Below are 17,453 nucleotides of genomic sequence, written 5' to 3'. Positions count from 1 at the left end.
ACGGCTGATGAAGGGGTGACGAACGGCGAAAAGGGCAACGGGGATGGGCCGAGAACCGTGGGGGACCCTCGCCCTGGGCGCCCCGCGTTTCGACCTTGTGACATCGTGTTGCGAGAGTGTCAATCGACGTGTGGTGAGGCGTCAAGAGGTATCGAACAATGTCCGACAGGTCGAACGGATTGCTCTCGGGGGGTGGCCGCAGACTGCCGTCAGGGGCGGTTGCCGCCGGTCGCCCTTGGCGTCACTCGCCCTTCGTGCCCTTCTCCGTGCCCTTCACCGGGAGGATCAACTCCCAGGTGTCCACGGCGAAATCGAGCTTCATGCCGTGTCGCTCGTACAGCGCGAGGGCGCCGCTGCTGTTGTCGGTGTCCACGCCGAGGCCGATACGGTCGCGGCCCAGCGCCGCGTAGTGCCCGAAGGCGTGCCGGAGCAGATGACTGCCGAGCCCCTGGCCGCGGGCCTCGCGCAGGACGCCGAGGTTGGAGATCCAGCCCATGGTGGCGCGGTCGTTGCGCGTGCGCAGGACCGCCGCGTCACCGAGGCCGTCGACGTGCGCGATCCAGATCAGCGACCAGTCGACGTTCACGGCGTCGATGTTGTCCAGCCACTGCTCGTACGTGCTCGGCTGGAAGTCGAAGTGGTCGGCGAAGGTGGTCTGGAGCAGGGCGTGGGCCTGGCGGCGGTCCGCTTCGGCGACGCAGGGGCGCAGGGTGACCCCGGGCGGTGGCGTCGGGAGCGGGTCGGCGGTGGAGAGGGGGCGGTCCAGGATGTTGTACCGGCGGACGGTGCGCCAGCCCCGGGCGCGCAGGGCGTCCAGGTCGGTCGTGGGCGCGATGTTGAGGTGGAGGTGTATCACCGCGCGGTCCGCCCCGTTGGCCGCGGCCCGCTCGACCGCCCGGGCCTCCATCAGGTCGAACAGGTGCAGGGCGCCCAGCGGCTGGTCCGGCAGGACGTAGTGGTCCATGTCGATGCGCTCACCGTGGGAGTCGTCCCACACCAGGCCGTATCCCACCAGCCGGTCGCCGTCGAACAGCAGCCAGGAGTCGCGCTCCAGGTCTGCTTCGGGATGCTTGAGGTCTCTCTGGACGTCGGCGAGTTCGGTCTCCGCGCGGCCGATCTCCAGCAGGTCGATCTCGTTGAGCAGGGCGCACACCTCGGTCGCGTCGTCGAGGGTCGCCGGGCGAACGGTCAGACCGGGCGGCAGGGGAGTGGTGTGCGTCGTCATGGGGTCACTGTCCGGTGACGAACGGCCCGACCGCAACGGGATTTCCGGGGTGCTCCCGAAGAGAGGCCGGGCGATTCGGGGCGGGGCGGGAGACTCGGGCATTCGGAGTGCTCGGTGGCGGAGGCGGCGGGACATCCGGGTCACTGCTCGCCGCACCACCGGCGGTACGCCGCCACAGCCGTCGGCAGGGTCGGGAAGATCCGGTCGTCGCCGACCGCCTCGGCCAGGCCGTACGCCTCCAGCTCGTCCCGCAGGTCCTGCTTCACCCGGGCGAGGGCGAAGACGACGCCACGGCGCGCGAGTTCGCGGCGGAGCGCGTCGACCGCGTCCAGGGCGGTGATGTCGACCTCGACATTGGCCTCGGTGTTGAGCAGGAACCACCGCACGCGCTCCCCCTGTTCCTCCTGCTCGTCCACGGCGGCCAGGGCCCGGCGGCGGAAGTCCTCGGCGTTGGCGAAGAAGAGCGGGGAGTCATAGCGGTAGACCACCAGGCCGGGGACCGTCCGGGCCTCGGGGTAGTCGTCGATGTCGTGCATACCGGCCACACCGGGGACGAGCCCCTGTACGGCGTCGTGCGGCCGGGCCACCCGCGTCAGCAACTCGGCCACGGACAGACCGACGGCCACCAGTACGCCGTACAGGATGCCCCAGGCCAGCACCCCGGCCAGACAGCCGACCGCGAGGAGTGCCTCCCGGCGCCGGAAGGACGCCAGCCGCCGGAAGCCGGCCACGTCGACCATGTGCACGGCGGCGTACACCACGATCGCGCCCAGCACGGCCGACGGCGTCCGCGTCAGCAGCGAGCCGAGGAAGAGCAGGACGGCGAGCACCGCCACCCCCGAGACCAGCGTGTACGCCTGGCTCCGGGCGCCCGCCGTGGCGGCGAGCGCGGTACGGCTGGCGCTGCTGCTGACCGGCATGCCGTGCAGCACCCCCGCGCCCAGGTTGGCGGCGCCCAGGGCCAGGAACTCCTGGTTCGAGTCGAAACCCGGGCCCTTGACGTCGGGGACGGTGAAGGCGCGTGCGGTGAGGACGACGTCCGTGTAGCTGACGAGGAGGACGCCCAGGGCGGGCACCAGCAGCGAGGCCAGCTCGGACAGGTCCGGCACGGCGAAGCCCGGCAGTCCGGACGGGATCTCGCCGATGACGTCGATGCCGTGCCGGTCGTCCAGGTCCAGGGCGACCACGGCCACCGTGCCGAGGACTACGGCCAGCAGGGGGCTCGGGAGCATACGGGAGAGGCGGGGCACCGCGAAGACGAAGGCGATCGTGACCGCGGAGAGCACGACGGTCGCCGGGTGCGCGTCCGAGAGGTGCCCGAGGAAGGACCACAGCTGTGGGAAGAAGTCCGTGCCCGTCGTCTTCACGCCGGTGAGCCTGGGCAGCTGATCCATGATCATGATGAGGGCCAGGCCCGCGAGGTAGCCGATCAGGACCGGGCGGGAGAGCAGGTCCGCGACGAAGCCGAGGCGTACGGCCCGGGCCAGCAGACAGAGCAGGGCCACCGCGATCGCCAGGACCGCAGCGAGAGTGGCGTACCGCTGGGGGTCGCCCCTCGCGAGGGGGCCGATCACCGCCGCCGTCATCAGGGCGGCCGTCGATTCCGGGCCGATGGAGAGGAGGCGGGAGGAGCCGAGGAGGGGGTACAGGACGAGGGCGGGGAGCATGGCCCACAGGCCCGTGACGGGTGGGAGTCCGGCGACGACCGCGTACGCCATGACCTGGGGGACGAGGTAGGCGGCGACGGTGGCGCCGGCGGTGAGGTCGCCTCGTAGGTACGCGCGTCGGTAGTGGAGGAGGGTGGCCAGGCCGGGCAGGAGGCGGTGCCACCGCGGTGTGCGTGCGTCCGGGGCGTTGGACATGGGCGGGCGGTCTCCCCTCGGTCCTTGGCTTCAGGATCCAACGGGGGAGGGGGGACCGCGAGGTTGGGCACCCGGGTGGTGCACGACTGCCCGCAGCCGGGTAGGGCGACTGGGGCAGCTGGGTCGCGCCCCTCAAGGGGCGCGGGGCCCTATCGATATGCGGCTCCGCCGCGTGGGCGCGAGCAACCACGCACAAGCCGCAGTCGCCGTACCGCCCGCACCCCCGAGCTATCGGGCGCCGACGCCGACCCCGCCGGTACCCCCGAGCCATCGGGCGCCCGCTCTCACGCCGCCACCGGCAGCCCCGGCGTCCGGAACACCCGCTGGTCGGCGTCGACCGCGAACACCTCGCAGTTCTCCCGCGCGGCGGCCCACTCGATGCCCTCCTTGCCCATCGCGAACGCGGCGGTGGCGGTGGCGTCCGCCTCCGTCAGGGACGGCGCCACGACCGTCAGGCTGAGCAACCCCGTCGCCGGGCGACCGGTGCGGCCGTCGAGGATGTGGTCGCCGCGTTCGTAGCGGGCGGACGTGGCGACCGCGCCGTCGGTGATCTCCAGGACCGTACAGAGCCGGTCGGCCCGCTCGGGGTGGCGTACACCCACCCGCCACGGGCCGCCGGTCACGGCCACGTCACCACCGGCGTTCAGACAGAGCCGCTTCGCGCCCCGCTCGGTGAGCAGGTCCGCGGCCCGCTGCACGGCCCAGCCCTTCACCATGGCGCAGGGGTCGAGCCCGCGCCCCGGCAGCCGTACGTCGAACGCGCCACCGGTCGCCACCCGGTACTCCTCGCACAGATCGAGAACCTCGGTCAGGTCCGGGCTGAGCTCGTGTGGGGCGAGCTCACCCCGGTCCAGCCGGGACACCTCGCTGTCGGCGCGGAACGGGCTGAACCGCGCGTCGACCTCGCGCAGCCAGTCGAAGGCCGGTTCCGCGGTCTCGGCGGTGGCGGTCCCGTTCTCGAAGGCCTCGATCAGCAGCGAGATCGGGAAGCCCATGATGTGTTCGACGCGGCGCACTCCGTCAGCCCTTCGCGTCGATGGCGGCCTGGAGGGACTCCCGGTAGCCGTCGCTGGTGATGGTGGCGCCGGAGACGGTGTCGATGTCGGCGCTCTGCGCCGCCAGCGTCTCCTTGATCAGGACCGGCACGGCGGCCTCGGTCTGCGGGTGGTTGGGCTGCTTCAGCATCTCCACGGCGGTGATCTTGTCGCCCTCGAAGGTCACCTGGACCTGGACGTCACCCTTGGAGGTACCGACCGTCGAGCCCGCGACGACCTGGCTCGCGCTCTCCTGCGACCCCTCCGACGCGGACGAGTCCGACGCGGAGTCGGATGAGGACGCCGACTTCGCGTTCTCGTCGATGGTGGCCTGGAGGGACTCCTTGTAGGCCTCGCTGGTGATCGTCGCGCCGGACACCGTGTCGATGTCCGCGCTCTGCGCTTCCAGCGTCTCCTCGATCAGCTTCGGCACGGCGGCCTCGGTCTGCGGGTGGTCGGGCTGCTGGAGCATCTTGACGGCGGTGATCTTCTCGCCCTGGAAGGTCGCCTGGACCTGGACGGGACCCTTCTCCGTGTCGATGGTCGTGCCCGCGACCACGTTGGAGCCCGCGGCGGCGGACGCGGAGGCCGACGGGGCCGGCTCGGCGGTCGTGGTGGTCGTGGTCTCGGTGGAGGGGGTGTAGCGCCAGACGGGGACCAGCGCGGCGGCGCTCAGGACCAGGGCGGGTATGGCTCGTTTCACTGTCTCTTCCTCATCCCGCCAGGCTGAAGCGTTCGAAGTGGATCTGCGGCTTGGGCACGTTCAGCTCGCGCAGATTGCCCAGCACCGCCTTCATCATCGGCGGCGGCCCGCACAGGAACACGTCCCGGTCGGTGATGTCCGGCACCATCCGCAGCAGCTCGCGCGGCGCCAGCAGATCGGGGCTGACCGGGCCGGAGACCAGGTGCAGCTCGGCGCCCTTGTCGAAGGCGAGCTGCTGGAGCTCGTTGTAGAGGACCGCGTCCTGTTTCGTGGCCACGCGGTAGATGACCACCGCGTGCCCCTCGATCTCCTCCAGCAGGGCCCGGATCGGGGTGACACCGACGCCGCCCGCGATGAGCACGGACTCCGGCCGGGTGCGGTGCATCGCGGTGAAGGCACCGTACGGGCCCTCGGCGAACACCCGAGTACCGACCTTCACATGGCGCAGGGCGGCGGAGCCGGCGCCGGCCGCCTTCGCGGTCAGCCGCAGCTGCTTGCCGTCGGGCGCCGCCGACAGCGAGAACGGGTTGGCCTGCCACCAGCGGTCCCGGGTCAGGAACCGCCACATGAAGAACTGGCCGGCCCGCGCGGGCATCCGGTCCAGGTCACGGCCGGTCATATAGATCGACACGACGTTGTCGGCCTCGGGGACGACGGCGGTGACGCGCAGCTGGTGGCGCCAGTTACGCCACAGCGGCAGCACGAGCCGGCCCACGAACACCGAGGCCAGGGCCACGCCCCACAGCGCGTACCAGTACGCCGTCGCGGTCTTCGACGACGCGAACGACGTACCCGCCGTGACCTGGTGCGTGAACGCCAGCACCACCGCGACATAGGTGTACAGGTGGATGAAGTGCCAGGTCTCGTAGGCGAGCCGGCGCCGGGCGAAGCGGGCCGAGACCACGCCGATCACGATGATGATGCCCAGCGCGACGATCGCGCGCAGCACACCCTCGACGGTCTCGGCGAGGTCGATGAGCTGGTTCACCGGGTCCATGTCGGAGGACTGGGCGTAGCCGAAGGTGATGAACACCGCGTGCGCCACCAGCAGCCACAGCACCGAGAAGCCGGTCCAGCGGTGCCAGGAGGTCAGCCGGTCCATGCCGATGCGCCGGTCGAACCACGGCAGCCGGGCCACCAGCACCAGCTGGAAGGCCATCAGCAGCGCGCCGTACAGGCCGGTGAGGCGGCCCAGCACGATCAGGGCGTTGGAGGCGAAGCCCGCCTGGACGAAGAAGACGGTCACCACGACCACGTTCGCCGCCAGCACGGCGTACAGACCGGTGCGGGCGACCACTCTGGGGCGCGCTCCCGAGCGGCTTACCGCCGCGGGGGGTTGTTGGACAGTGGTCACGGGGACAGCTCCTGCTCTTGATCGAGTGGGGGATACGAGCTTGTCCGGCGACCGCTGTCGTTTTGCTGTCGGTCAACTTTCAAGTTTTTATCGATCTCCTGGCGAGCTTTGAACAGACTATGGCGCAAGGCGATCGGTGACGCAGTATGAGCACGTGGAAAAAGTGCGACTTCTCGTGGTGGACGACGATCCGCCGATCGCGGACCTGGTGGCGACCGTCGCCCGCTACGAGGGCTGGGACGCCGTCACGGCGTACTCCGGCGAGGAGGCGCTGCGACAGGCGGCCGATTTCCATCCCGACATCGTGGTCCTCGACCTGATGCTGCCCGGCCTGGACGGCTTCGGCGTGCTCGACCGGCTGCGCCAGTCCGGCACGATGGTGCCCGTGGTCTTCCTCACCGCCCGCGACGGCGTCGCCGACCGCGTCGCCGGCCTCACCCGGGGTGGCGACGACTACCTGGTCAAACCGTTCGCCGTGGAGGAGTTGATGGCCCGGCTGCGCACCGTGCTGCGCCGCAGCGCCGGACCCGCCTTCCAGCGCTCCGTGCTCCAGGTCGCCGACCTCACGATGGACGAGGACACCCGTGAGGTCCGCCGCGGCGAGAAACTGCTCACCCTCACCCCCACCGAGTACGAGGTCCTGCGCTATCTGATGCGCAAGTCGCCGACCGTCCTCACCAAGGCCCAGATACTCGACCACGTCTGGGAGTACGGCTTCGGCGGTCGCTCCAACGTCGTCGAACTGGTCATCAGCCGACTGCGCCGCAAGCTCGACGACAGCGGCGAACCGCTCATCCACACCGTACGGGGCTTCGGATACGTGCTGCGGCAGGCCACCGAGTGATCACCCGCCTCAAGGACACCTACCGCCGCATGCGCCTGGGCACCCGGCTGGCACTCGGCCTGGGCGCCCTGGCGCTCGTGGTGTTCGCCGTGGTCGGCAGCGCGCTGACGATGTACATGCGCGACTACTTGTCGAAGCAGTTGAACGAACAGCTCAGGATCGCCCAAGTGGCCCAGTCCAAGAGCATCGTCGACTACGGCACGCTCGCGGGGAAGAAGTACTACCGCTGGTACTACGCCGTGTACGACGTCAAGGACGGCACCCCTGAGCTGCGCAAGCCCGAGGACGCCACCGACCTGCCCGAGGACATCGACGACTTCACCCTCGTCGCCAAGGCACAGACCACCTCGGACACGGAAGTCACCCGCACCGAGTACCTGAAGGACGCCGGCCAGTACCGGCTGCGGGCCTGCGAGGTCGAGCCGGGAGTCATCCTGGTCAGCGCCGCGCCCATGGACGACATCGAGGACACCGTGGGGCAGCTCGTCACGGTCCAGGTCATCACCTTCGTCCTCGCCCTCGCCGCCCTCGTCGTCTTCGGCCGGGCCATGCTGCGCCGTGGACTGAAACCGCTGAGCGACATGGCGCACACCGCCCGCGGCATCACCTCGCACGACCTCACGGACTCCGCGCGGCTGCCGGTCCGGCACGACGGCCGCGACGGTGGCCCCGAGGTCCAGGAACTGCGCACCGCCTTCAACACCATGCTGGAGCACATCGACGACGCCTTCGCCGTCCGTACGGAGGCCGAGCAGCGGCTGCGCCGTTTCGTCGCCGACGCCTCGCACGAACTGCGCACCCCCCTGATGTCCGTACGCGGCTACGCCGACCTCTTCCAGTACGCCGCCGCCCACAGCCCCGAGGAACGCGACAAGCACCTGGCCCGGCTCCGCGCCGAGGCCGCCCGCATGGGTGTCCTGCTGGACGACCTGCTGATGCTCGCCCGCCTCGACGCCGCCGATGTGGAGACACCGCTGCGGCTCGAGGAGGCCGACCTGGTCGAGTTGGCGCGCCAGGCCGCGGACGCCTTCCGCGCGGGCCGTCCCGACCATCCGCTCACCGTGTCGACCGGCTCCGGCCCGGTACGACTGCGCCTCGACCCGCTCCGGATACGCCAGGTCCTCGACAACCTCCTCACCAACGCCGCCGTGCACACCCCGCCCGGCACCAAGGTGTCCCTGGAGGTGTGCGTCGAGTCCGGCATGACCGAGGTACGGATCACCGACTCCGGGCCGGGCATCCCGGCGGACGACCAGGCCCGTGTCTTCGACCGCTTCTACCGCGTCGACAAGGCCCGCAGCCGCGACCGCGGCGGCAGCGGCCTGGGCCTCGCCGTAGCCCGCTCCCTGATCCGCGCCCACGGCGGCACCATCGACCTCACCAGCACCCCGGGCCAGACGACGTTCACCGTCCGACTGCCACTGGGCGGAGACCGGGGGTAGGGGCTGCCGGGCGAAGGACAGCCGCCGGGCGGATGGCAGTCGTCGGGGGGTAGCCGTCGGGCGGAGGCCAGTCGTCGGGCGGGGGGTAGCCGTCGGGCGAGAGGCCGACAGGTGGAAGGGGATCGCCGGGCGAAGACGGTCGTCAGTCGGTGGGGGATGGGCAGTCGGGTAGGTGGCTGTCGGTCGGGGAGGTGGCCGTCAGCCGAACCGGGCCTGCCGGTCGGGGAGGTGGTCGGCAGTCGGACCGGGCCTGCCGGTCGGAGTGGCGGTCGGCAGTCGGGTAGGTGGCTGCCGGTCGGGGAAGTGGCCGTCAGCCGGACCGGGCCCGCCGGTCGGGGAGGTGGTCGGCAGTCGGGGAGGTGGCTGTCGGTCGGAGTGCCGGTCGGCAGTCGGAGAGGCGGCGGTCAGCCGGAGAGGTGGCCGTCAGCCGGACCCGGCCCGCCGGTCGGGGAGGTGGCGGTCGGTCGGAGGGTGGCCGCCGGTCGCAGGGCCGCCGGTCGGTCGTGGAGCGGGCCCGCATCGGCACCGCGGGCCCGCATCGGCACCGGGGGACCCTGCGCCGCGCCCGTCTCGCCAGGCGCCTAACCTGAGCGGCATGGGCAAGACGGTGCGGCAGGCCGCTCGGGCGACGCTGCAGCTGATCATCGCCGCCGCGATGGCCTTCGGCATGTACCTCTTCATCACGGTGCTGCTGATCACCGCGATCGCCACGGCGGCCGTCGTGGGCGCCTGGATGCTGCCCGAGACCGTGATGCTGATCCGCCGGATCGCCGGCGCGAAACGCCACCAGGTGGCCGCCTGGACCGGCCGGGAGATCCCCGAGGCCTACGAGCCGATCGAGGGCACCGTCCGCGAACGCCTGCGCATCGCCGTCCGCGACCCCGGCACCCACACCGACGCCCGCTGGATGCTCGCGTACTACGTCTACGGCTGGCTCCCCTGCCTGATGGTGCCCCTGTGGCCGCTCGGCCTGGTCGTGGACGGGGTGTGGTGCGGGCTGCTGCGCCGTGACGCGGTCGTCCTGCCGCTGATCAACCGCCTCGCCGACCTGGAGGCCCACTGGTCCGAGGCCCTGCTCAAGCCCTCGCCCAAGGCCCGCCTCGCCGAGCGGGTGCAGGAGCTGACCGCGACCCGGGCCGACGCGATCGCAGCCCATGGCGCCGAGCTCCGCCGCATCGAGCGTGACCTGCACGACGGCGCCCAGGCCCGCCTGGTCTCCCTGTCGATGCGGATCGGGCTCGCCCAACGCGCGTACGACCGCGACCCCGAGGCCGCCCGCAAGCTGCTGATCGACGCCCAGGAGCAGGCCGAGGCGGCTCTGACGGAGCTGCGGCACGTCGTACGCGGCATCCATCCGCCGATCCTCACCGACCGGGGCCTCGCCGGTGCCGTACGGGCGCTCACCGCCGGCAGCGGGCTCGACACGACCGTGTCCGTGGACGGGTTGGAGGACATCGACGGCCCGCGCCCGCCCGCCGCGGTCGAGGCGGCGGCGTACTTCGTCGTCGCCGAGGCCCTCACCAACGCCGCCAGGCACAGCGGCTGCGACCACGCAGAGGTGCACCTCACGCGCGTCCCGAGAGGAGTGCGGGTCGTGGTGCGCGACGACGGCCGGGGCGGTGCGCAACACGGGTCCCCCGTACCCGGCACCGCGCCCACCTCGACGGGTGGCTCCGGGCTCCTCGGTATGCGTCGCCGGGTCGCCGCGCTCGACGGGACCTTCGCCGTGACCAGCCCGGCCGGGGGCCCCACCGTGATCGACGTCCAGCTGCCCTGCGTATGGTGACGGAAACGGAATCGATGGCCGAACCGGGAGCATCGCGGACACGGTGCCGCGACATGGCGCGACATGGCATGACACGGCGTGACCTGACGCGGCTCTGCGGCGAGGGGACAGAGGTGGGACTGCCGTGCGTGTGGTGATCGCCGAGGACAACGCCCTGCTGCGGGAGGGCCTGGTGCTCCTGCTGACCTCGGCCGGGCACGAGGTGGCAGCCGTCGCCGGCAGTGGCCCGGAAGTCGTCCCCGCGCTGCTCGAACACCGCCCGGACGTCGCCGTCCTGGACGTACGGATGCCGCCCGGCTTCCGCGACGAGGGCCTGCGCGCCGCCCTGGAGGCACGCAAGCACATCCCCGGCCTGCCGGTGCTGGTCCTCTCGCAGTACGTGGAGGAGTCGTACGCCGCCGAACTGCTCGGCGGTGGGGCGAGCGGGGTCGGCTATCTGCTCAAGGACCGGGTCGGCCGGGTGGACGAGTTCCTGGACGCGCTCGACCGGGTCGCGGCCGGCGGGACCGCCCTCGACCCGGAGGTGGTGACCGAACTGCTGACCCGCCGCAAGGACTCACCGCTCGACTCGCTCACCCCGCGCGAGCGCGAGGTCCTGAAGCTGATGGCCGAGGGCCACGACAACGCCACGATCGCCAGGACGCTGGTCGTCACCGAGCGCGCGGTCAGCAAGCACATCGGCAATGTCTTCCTGAAACTCGGCCTGCCGACCAGCGACAGCGGCCACCGCAGGGTGCTGGCCGTACTGGCGTACCTGAACAACAAGTAGCGCGGGCCCGGGCGTCGCGGCTGCCGGCCGGAACCACGCATGGCCGACGGCCCGCCACCGGTGTCCGTGGGCGGCAGGCCGTCGGCCGGGGTGCTGCGGCCCTACTCGTCGAACGTCACCACCACCTTCTCCGCCGCCCCCGGCGTCAGCGCCAGCTCGAAGGCGTGCTCGACCTCGGCGACGGGGACCCGGTGGCTGATGAGCTTGGCGAAGCGCTCGTGGTGCTCGACGAGCTCCGGGGTGACCTCGAAGATCTCGGTGGGGTAGCCCTGCGAGGCGATGAGGGTCAGCTCGCTGCGCAGCATGCCGCCGAGGTCGATCTCCGAGCCCTTCTTCTGCACGGCGACCATGACCAGCTTCGCGCCCCACTTCGCCGCGCCCACGACGGTGTTGAAGACGGCGGCGACACCGGCCGCGTCGATGAAGACGTCGGTGCCGGGCCGGGGCTGGCCGAGCGCGTTGGCGGACTGGCCGTGCAGCTCGGTCAGGCGCGCGGTGACGTCCTCCTCGGCGGAGTCGATGACGGCGTCCGCACCCACGGCCAGTGCCTTCTCCAGCCGGGAGGGGATGACGTCGACGACGACCACATGCTCCACGCCGCGCAGCTTCAGCCAGATGGCCGCGCCGAGACCGATGGGCCCGGCGCCGAACACGACGACCTTGTCGCTCGGCTTCGCCTCGGATCGGTTGACGCAGTGCCGGGCGACGGCCATCGGCTCGTTGAGGGAGGCGACGTCGAAGGGCACGGTGTCGGGGAAGACGGCCACGCTCCTGCCGACCTCGGCGTTCTCGATGAGCAGGTACTCGCTGACGGCGCCGTACTTGCCGCCGCAGCCGATGATGCCGGTCGGCGCGTCCTGCGGGTTGACCACCACCCGGTCGCCGACCTGCAGACCGGTGACCTCGGCACCGACCTCGACGACCTCACCGGCCGGCTCGTGGCCGAGCGGCACGGGCACCATCTCGCCGCCCAGGTGGGCGCGGGCGGGCATACCGCCCATGTGCAGGAAGGTGACGTCGGTGCCGCAGATGCCACAGGCGCGTATGCGGACGAGCGCGTCCTTGGGACCGGGTACGGGACGCTCGACGTCCACCACCTCGACCTTGCCGACACCGGCGGTCCGGACGGACTTCATCGTCGCCATGGGGAGACTCACTTTCTGGAGGGGCCGGGTACGCGGAGTCGCGAAGGGTGGCGGGCGGGGCGGCGTACGCGCGCCCGGACACGCGGGGCACTCCGCGTACTCGGCAGGGGGAGGAGGCGTGGATCGGGTGCCGTCAGACGGCGGCCCACGCGTCGTCGACCGGCAGGACCACACCGTTGACGAACGCGGCGGCGTCGGAGGCCAGGAAGACGATCGCGTCGGCCTGCTCCTCGGCGGTACCGAGCCGGCCGATGTTGGCGCCTATCAGGCCGCCGATGACCGACGGGCCGTGGGCCGTCTGATCGGCGTCGACCTGGATGTTGGTCATCGTCGGGCCGGGGGCGACGGCGTTGGCCCGGATGCCCTGCTTGCGGTACATGACCGACAGGCTCTTCACCAGGCCCACGACACCGTGCTTCGAGGCGGTGTAGGCGGCACCGGCCGCGCTGCCGCGCAGACCGGCCTCGGAGGCGGTGAAGACGATCGCGCCGCGCTCCGCCGCCAGCATGTGCGGCAGGGCGGCCCGGGTCAGCAGGAACGGCGCGGTCAGGTTGACGCGGATGACCCGCTCCCACTCGGCGTCGTCGACGTCCGCGAGGGCCGACATCCGGTCCATGATCCCGGCGTTGTTCACCAGGACGTCCAGACCGCCGAAGGCCTCGACGGCCCGCTCGACGACCTGGTCCACGACCGCCTGGTCGCTGAGGTCGCCGACCACGGCGAGAGCCGTGCCGCCGGCCTGCTCGATCTCCTCGACGGTCCCCTCGGCGGCCTCCTGGTTCAGATCCGCTACCACGACCTTCGCGCCTGCCGCGGCGAACTTCAGGGCCGCGGCCCGGCCGATGCCGGAACCGGCACCCGTGACGACGACACTGCGGCCGTCCAGGCCGATGCTGCTCATGAACTGTTCCTCTTTCTCAGGGGGACGGCCGGTGGGGCGGGGATCTCCGCCTGTGCCGTCCCGGGGATCGGTCGTCCGATGGCTCATGGGCGTGCGCCGTCCTTCGCTCGGCCGTGGGAGGGATGACTCGGCCGGTCGAGCGGGCGGGGGTCCCGGATCCGGTGCGACAGCTCTTTGCTTGACTTAGGCAAGCACATGTTGTTTGAGTGAGTCAAGTGATCGGCGTGAGCGCTGGGCCGCTGGGCGCTGATGGATTTGCTTGAGTTAGGCAATCAGAAGGGTAGGGTGGTGTACATGACCCCATCGCCGCCGGCGGCTGCTCCCGCCTCCCCGGAAGTGATCGAGATCGAACGGGCCCTGACGCAGATCACGTATCTGAGCACCAGAGCCCGACAGCACGAGCGTCTGATGGCCCTGGCGGGAGTGCCGCTGGACCGTGCCGCCGTGGCGCTGATGCGGCAGGTCGCCGAATCGGAACCGCTGCGCCCGGGGGAGTTGGCCGGGCGGCTCGACGTCGAGGCCTCCCATGTCACCCGTCAGGTCCAGCGGTTGGAGAGGGCCGGCTACGTCACGCGTGTCGCCGACCCCGGCGACCGCCGCGCCCGGCGCATCCGGCTCACGCCCCTCGGGCAGCAGGCCGTGGACCGTATCCGGCAGGCCGGCGCGGCCGGTATGGGCATGGCCCTCGCCGACTGGTCGCCCGCGCAGATCCGCCAACTCGCCGCCCTCTTCCAGCGGATGGTGGAGGTGTTCCTCTCCTACGCGGTCGACGAGGGTCAGGGCCCCGATGCCGGTCCACCCGCCACCACCCGCTGAACGGTGGCCGTGCCGTACGGGTGGCGGGGCGGGCGCGGGTCCGGCCGCCCCGGGTTCCCTCCCGTTTCCGACGGCCGAGCCGTGCGCGGCCCGCGTCGGCGCCCCCGTCTGTTTCCGCCTCCGTCTCCGTTCGCCGTACTCCTGTCTGTTTCCGCCTCCGTCCCCCGTCCGTACCCGCCTCCGTATCCCTGTCCGGCACCCTGTTGGTCAGGCCCGCATCCCGGCTGCCCCGAAGAAGAATGAGATCTACGCGAATGGTCTTAACCATGAATGGCAGTGTCGGCGAGAAACCGCCGCTTCCCCGTGGTGCCGGGCAGCATGTCCTGGTCATCGTGGGCGATCCGCAGGTCTCCGAACTGCTCTCCATCACGCTGGAGTTGGCCGGATACCGGATCGACCTGGTGGAGAGCGGCAGGGAGGCCGTGGTGCGGCTGGTCGAGCAGCGGTTCGACCTGGTGGTGCTGGATCTGGCGGTGCCGGACCTGGAACGGATCGAACGGGAGCGCCCTGTCCTCGCACATCGCCCGCCGGCTCTCTATCTGGCGGTGTGCGACTCGCTCGGCAGACTGCTGCCCGCACTCGGCCTGGGGGAGTCGGACTACGTCACCAAGCCCTTCCGTATCGCCGAAGTCCTGGCCAGGGCCCAGGTGTTGCTGCGCGGCAGGAAGCCCGTCCGGCGGGACAGGGAACTGACCTACAGCGACCTGACCCTGGATGACTCCGCCTGTCAGGCGCTGCGCGGGGGGCGGGCGTTGAACCTCACCCCCGCGGAGTACCGGCTGCTGCGCTATCTCCTCGTCAACGCCCACACGGTGTTGTCGAAGGAGCAGATCGGGCGCTTCGTGTGGGGCGACTTCCATGGTGACAACGCGATCGAACAACTGGTGTCGCGGCTGCGCCGCAAGGTGGACCAGGAGGGACCGCCGCTGATCCACACCCGCCGGGGTTTCGGCTACTGGCTCGGCGGGGCGGGTGACTGAACCCTTCGTGGACATATCGGGAAGCAAATGTGTCCATGACATGGTGGAGAGGTCGCCGGTCCTGGGTATCGGCCGGAGGGCGGCGCTGGGCGTTCCGGTGCCGCCCTTTCGCCGTCCTGGACGCCCTCGCCTCCGGGCCTTCTGTTCACGCCAACTTCCCTACGCCTCCTCTGTGTTGGGAGATGGCTTGTTCTCTTCGGTGTATGGCGGCCCCTCTCGTGTGTGATCCGGGTCATGTCAGGTTTCTGTCAGTCAACTGACCGGGAGCCGTCAGGGCGCCCTGTTTGCATGTGCTCATCGAGGCTTCGACAGTCACCCCCGGCTCTCCGGTTCGACCGGAACCCCCCCACCACCGAGGAGAACCATGGCCGACACCCTCACGGGCATCACGCCCGAAGCGACGGACGCCGTACCGGAGTTCCCGATGCCCCGGGACGCCCGCTGTCCGTTCGACCCCCCGCCCGGGCTCAAGAAGCTCCAGGAGCAAGCCCCGCTCACCAAGGTGCGGATCGAAGGCGGTGGCGAGGCATGGCTCGTGACCCGCTATGCCGAGCAGCGTGAACTGCTGGGCCACCCGGGGATCAGCGCGGACACCGACAGTCCGGGATACCCCAGCAAGGACAGGGCCGAGGACGGCGGTGGGGGCAAGCTCAGCTTCATCATGATGGACGACCCCGAACACGCCCGGCTGCGCCGGATGGTGACGGCTCCGTTCGCCATCAAGAAGGTGGAGGCCCTGCGGCCCACCGTGCAGCGCATCGTGGACGATCTCATCGACGACCTGCTGGCCGGCCCGCGCCCCGTGGACCTGGTCGAGGCGTTCGCCCTGCCGCTGCCCTCGCTCGTGATCTGCGAACTGCTCGGTGTGCCCTACGACGACCACGACTTCTTCCAGGCCAACACCAAGACCGTCATCCACCGGGAATCCACCCCGAAGCAGCGGGGCGACGCGACGCGGGCCATCGCCGGGTATCTGGGCGGCCTCATCGGAAAGCGGATCGCCGAACCGAAGGACGATCTGCTGTCGAGCATCGCCGGCCGTGTCACCGCCGGTGAGATCGACCACCGGCAGGCCACGGAGATGGCGCTGCTGCTGCTCATCGCCGGTCACGAGACCACCGCGAACATGATCGCGCTCGGCACCCTCGCCCTCCTGCGGAACCCCGACCAGCTCGCCCTGCTGCGCGACACCGACGACCCGAAACTCGTCAGCTCGGCCGTCGAGGAACTCCTGCGCTATCTGCACATCACCCACCTCGGACGGCGCCGGGCGGCGACCGAGGACATCGAGATCGCCGGTCAGGTCATCAAGGCCGGCGAGGGCGTCGTCATGGTCAACGAGATCGCCAACCGCGACCCCGAGGTGTTCCCCGACCCCGACCGGCTCGACCTGACCCGCGACGCCCGCCGTCATGTCGCCTTCGGCTTCGGCATCCACCAGTGCCTCGGCCAGCCGCTCGCACGCATGGAGCTCCAGGTCGTCTACGGCACCCTCTACAAGCGCGTCCCCGGCCTGAAACTGGCCTGCTCGCCGGAGGACGTCCGCTTCAAGGAGGACGCGTTCGTGTACGGCGTGCACGAGCTGCCCGTGACCTGGTGACGGTCGACCGTCCCGCAATCGAACGACAACCGACGTGTGAAGAAGGGGAACCCCATGAAGGTGGAACTGGAAGCCGACAAGTGCGTCGCCTCGGGCCAGTGTGTGGTCGCGGCCATGGACGTGTTCGACCAGGACGACGACGGCATCGCGATCCTGCTGGAGGAGCGGCCCGGCGCCGAACTCCTCGACAGTGTGCGTGACGCCGTGGCCGTCTGCCCGGCCGCGGCGATCCGGCTGGTCGGCGAGTGAACCGGATCCTGGTCGTCGGTGCCTCGGCCGCCGGTCTCGCGGCGGCCGAGACGCTGCGCCGCGAGGGCTACACCGGCACCCTCACCCTCGTCGGCGACGAACCGCACGCGCCGTACGACCGGCCCCCGCTGTCCAAGCAGCTGCTCGCGGCGGAGTGGGAGGCCGACCGGCTCGCCCTGCGCCCCCCGTCCGACCTCGACGGACTCGACCTCGACCTGTGCCTCGGCACCGCCGCGACCGGCCTCGACCTCACGGCCCGCGAGGTACGGCTGGCCGACGGCTCGACGGTGCCGTACGACGGACTCGTCATCGCCACCGGCGTACGGCCGCGCAGGCTGCCCGGTGAGGGAGCGCATGTGCTGCGTACCCTGGACGACGCGCTGGCGCTGCGGGACCGGCTGACGCCGGGGCGGCGGCTGGTCGTGGTCGGCGCCGGGTTCCTCGGCGCGGAGGCCGCGGCCGTGGCGTGGCGTCTCGGGGCGGAGGTGACCCTGCTCGAACCGGCGTCGGTGCCGCTCGCCCACGCGGTCGGCGAGGAGGTCGGCGCGGTGCTCTCCCGGGCCCACCTCGACCACGGGGTGGACCTGCGCACCGGAGTCACCGTCACCGAGGTGACCGAGGACGGGGTGCGGCTCGCCGGCGGCGAGGTCGTCGAGGCCGACGAGGTGCTGGTCGCCGTCGGTTCGCTGCCCAACACCGAGTGGCTGACGGACAGCGGGCTCGGCATCGGCGACGGCGTGGTG

At 71.1% G+C, this 17,453-nt stretch carries 16 protein-coding genes; 9 read left to right on the top strand and 7 right to left on the bottom strand.

What is annotated here, in order from left to right; genetic code table 11:
- Positions 1-241: 241 nt before the first annotated feature.
- The 5 genes from STRIP9103_RS06260 to STRIP9103_RS06240 all read right to left on the bottom strand — a co-directional run bounded on the left by STRIP9103_RS06260 (position 242) and on the right by STRIP9103_RS06240 (position 6,121).
- Entirely contained in the window at positions 242-1,225 is a 984-nt protein-coding gene (locus tag STRIP9103_RS06260; RefSeq protein WP_009301078.1) for a GNAT family N-acetyltransferase, read from the bottom strand.
- Between the two features lie 140 nt (positions 1,226-1,365).
- Entirely contained in the window at positions 1,366-3,087 is a 1,722-nt protein-coding gene (locus STRIP9103_RS06255; protein WP_009301095.1) for a SulP family inorganic anion transporter, read from the bottom strand.
- A gap of 284 nt (positions 3,088-3,371) precedes the next feature.
- Positions 3,372-4,103 (bottom strand): FAD:protein FMN transferase, encoded by a 732-nt coding sequence (locus tag STRIP9103_RS06250; protein ID WP_009301074.1) that lies wholly within the window; start codon positions 4,101-4,103, stop codon positions 3,372-3,374.
- A 4-nt stretch (positions 4,104-4,107) separates the two neighbouring features.
- A complete protein-coding gene (locus STRIP9103_RS06245) occupies positions 4,108-4,824 on the bottom strand; it encodes an FMN-binding protein (RefSeq protein WP_009301097.1) in 717 nt (238 codons plus the stop codon).
- Positions 4,825-4,834: 10 nt separating this feature from the next.
- Positions 4,835-6,121, bottom strand: coding sequence for a ferredoxin reductase family protein (locus STRIP9103_RS06240; RefSeq protein ID WP_009301086.1), 1,287 nt, complete (start codon positions 6,119-6,121; stop codon positions 4,835-4,837).
- A gap of 211 nt (positions 6,122-6,332) precedes the next feature.
- Here STRIP9103_RS06240 and STRIP9103_RS06235 point away from each other — a divergent pair, with 211 nt between their 5' ends.
- The 4 genes from STRIP9103_RS06235 (at position 6,333) to STRIP9103_RS06220 (ending at position 11,019) form a co-directional block, all read left to right on the top strand.
- Complete coding sequence (locus STRIP9103_RS06235; RefSeq protein WP_078613817.1) at positions 6,333-7,022, top strand: response regulator transcription factor; 690 nt, start codon at positions 6,333-6,335, stop codon at positions 7,020-7,022.
- Complete coding sequence (locus STRIP9103_RS06230) at positions 7,019-8,464, top strand: sensor histidine kinase (protein ID WP_009301084.1); 1,446 nt, start codon at positions 7,019-7,021, stop codon at positions 8,462-8,464. Before STRIP9103_RS06235 ends, STRIP9103_RS06230 begins: the two co-directional genes overlap by 4 nt.
- Before the next feature lie 595 nt (positions 8,465-9,059).
- The gene (locus tag STRIP9103_RS06225; protein ID WP_009301069.1) at positions 9,060-10,250 is read left to right on the top strand and encodes a sensor histidine kinase; all 1,191 of its coding nucleotides are present in this window, start codon (positions 9,060-9,062) and stop codon (positions 10,248-10,250) included.
- 124 nt (positions 10,251-10,374) lie between these two features.
- Positions 10,375-11,019: a response regulator gene (locus tag STRIP9103_RS06220; protein ID WP_009301100.1), complete on the top strand. Its 645-nt coding sequence runs from the start codon at positions 10,375-10,377 to the stop codon at positions 11,017-11,019.
- A 101-nt stretch (positions 11,020-11,120) separates the two neighbouring features.
- Here the strand turns inward: STRIP9103_RS06220 and STRIP9103_RS06215 are convergent, their stop codons facing one another.
- Together STRIP9103_RS06215 and STRIP9103_RS06210 are read right to left on the bottom strand one after the other, a co-directional pair.
- Positions 11,121-12,164, bottom strand: a complete 1,044-nt coding sequence (locus STRIP9103_RS06215; protein ID WP_009301091.1) for a zinc-dependent alcohol dehydrogenase — start codon at positions 12,162-12,164, stop codon at positions 11,121-11,123.
- 133 nt (positions 12,165-12,297) lie between these two features.
- Positions 12,298-13,065 carry an SDR family NAD(P)-dependent oxidoreductase gene (locus STRIP9103_RS06210; RefSeq protein ID WP_048819795.1) on the bottom strand — a complete coding sequence of 256 codons (768 nt, stop codon included), beginning with the start codon at positions 13,063-13,065 and terminating at the stop codon, positions 12,298-12,300.
- A 294-nt stretch (positions 13,066-13,359) separates the two neighbouring features.
- On the opposite strand from STRIP9103_RS06210, the gene STRIP9103_RS06205 reads away from it, so the two are divergent.
- The 5 genes from STRIP9103_RS06205 to STRIP9103_RS06185 all read left to right on the top strand — a co-directional run.
- Positions 13,360-13,881: a MarR family winged helix-turn-helix transcriptional regulator gene (locus tag STRIP9103_RS06205; protein ID WP_048819798.1), complete on the top strand. Its 522-nt coding sequence runs from the start codon at positions 13,360-13,362 to the stop codon at positions 13,879-13,881.
- Between the two features lie 266 nt (positions 13,882-14,147).
- Positions 14,148-14,861: a response regulator transcription factor gene (locus tag STRIP9103_RS06200; RefSeq protein WP_048819794.1), complete on the top strand. Its 714-nt coding sequence runs from the start codon at positions 14,148-14,150 to the stop codon at positions 14,859-14,861.
- A gap of 364 nt (positions 14,862-15,225) precedes the next feature.
- Entirely contained in the window at positions 15,226-16,461 is a 1,236-nt protein-coding gene (locus STRIP9103_RS06195; RefSeq protein WP_009301099.1) for a cytochrome P450, read from the top strand.
- Between the two features lie 54 nt (positions 16,462-16,515).
- Positions 16,516-16,710 (top strand): ferredoxin, encoded by a 195-nt coding sequence (locus tag STRIP9103_RS06190; RefSeq protein WP_009301079.1) that lies wholly within the window; start codon positions 16,516-16,518, stop codon positions 16,708-16,710.
- Positions 16,707-17,453, top strand: a 747-nt coding sequence (locus tag STRIP9103_RS06185) for an NAD(P)/FAD-dependent oxidoreductase (protein WP_009301088.1), incomplete at its 3' end; no start/stop codon positions are given. The genes STRIP9103_RS06190 and STRIP9103_RS06185, both read left to right, overlap by 4 nt.

The organism is Streptomyces ipomoeae 91-03 (assembly GCF_000317595.1).
Taxonomy (GTDB): Bacteria; Actinomycetota; Actinomycetes; order Streptomycetales; family Streptomycetaceae; genus Streptomyces; species Streptomyces ipomoeae.
The sequence above is the reverse complement of the archived record's forward strand: the minus strand, read 5'-3'. Positions and strand labels throughout refer to the sequence as shown.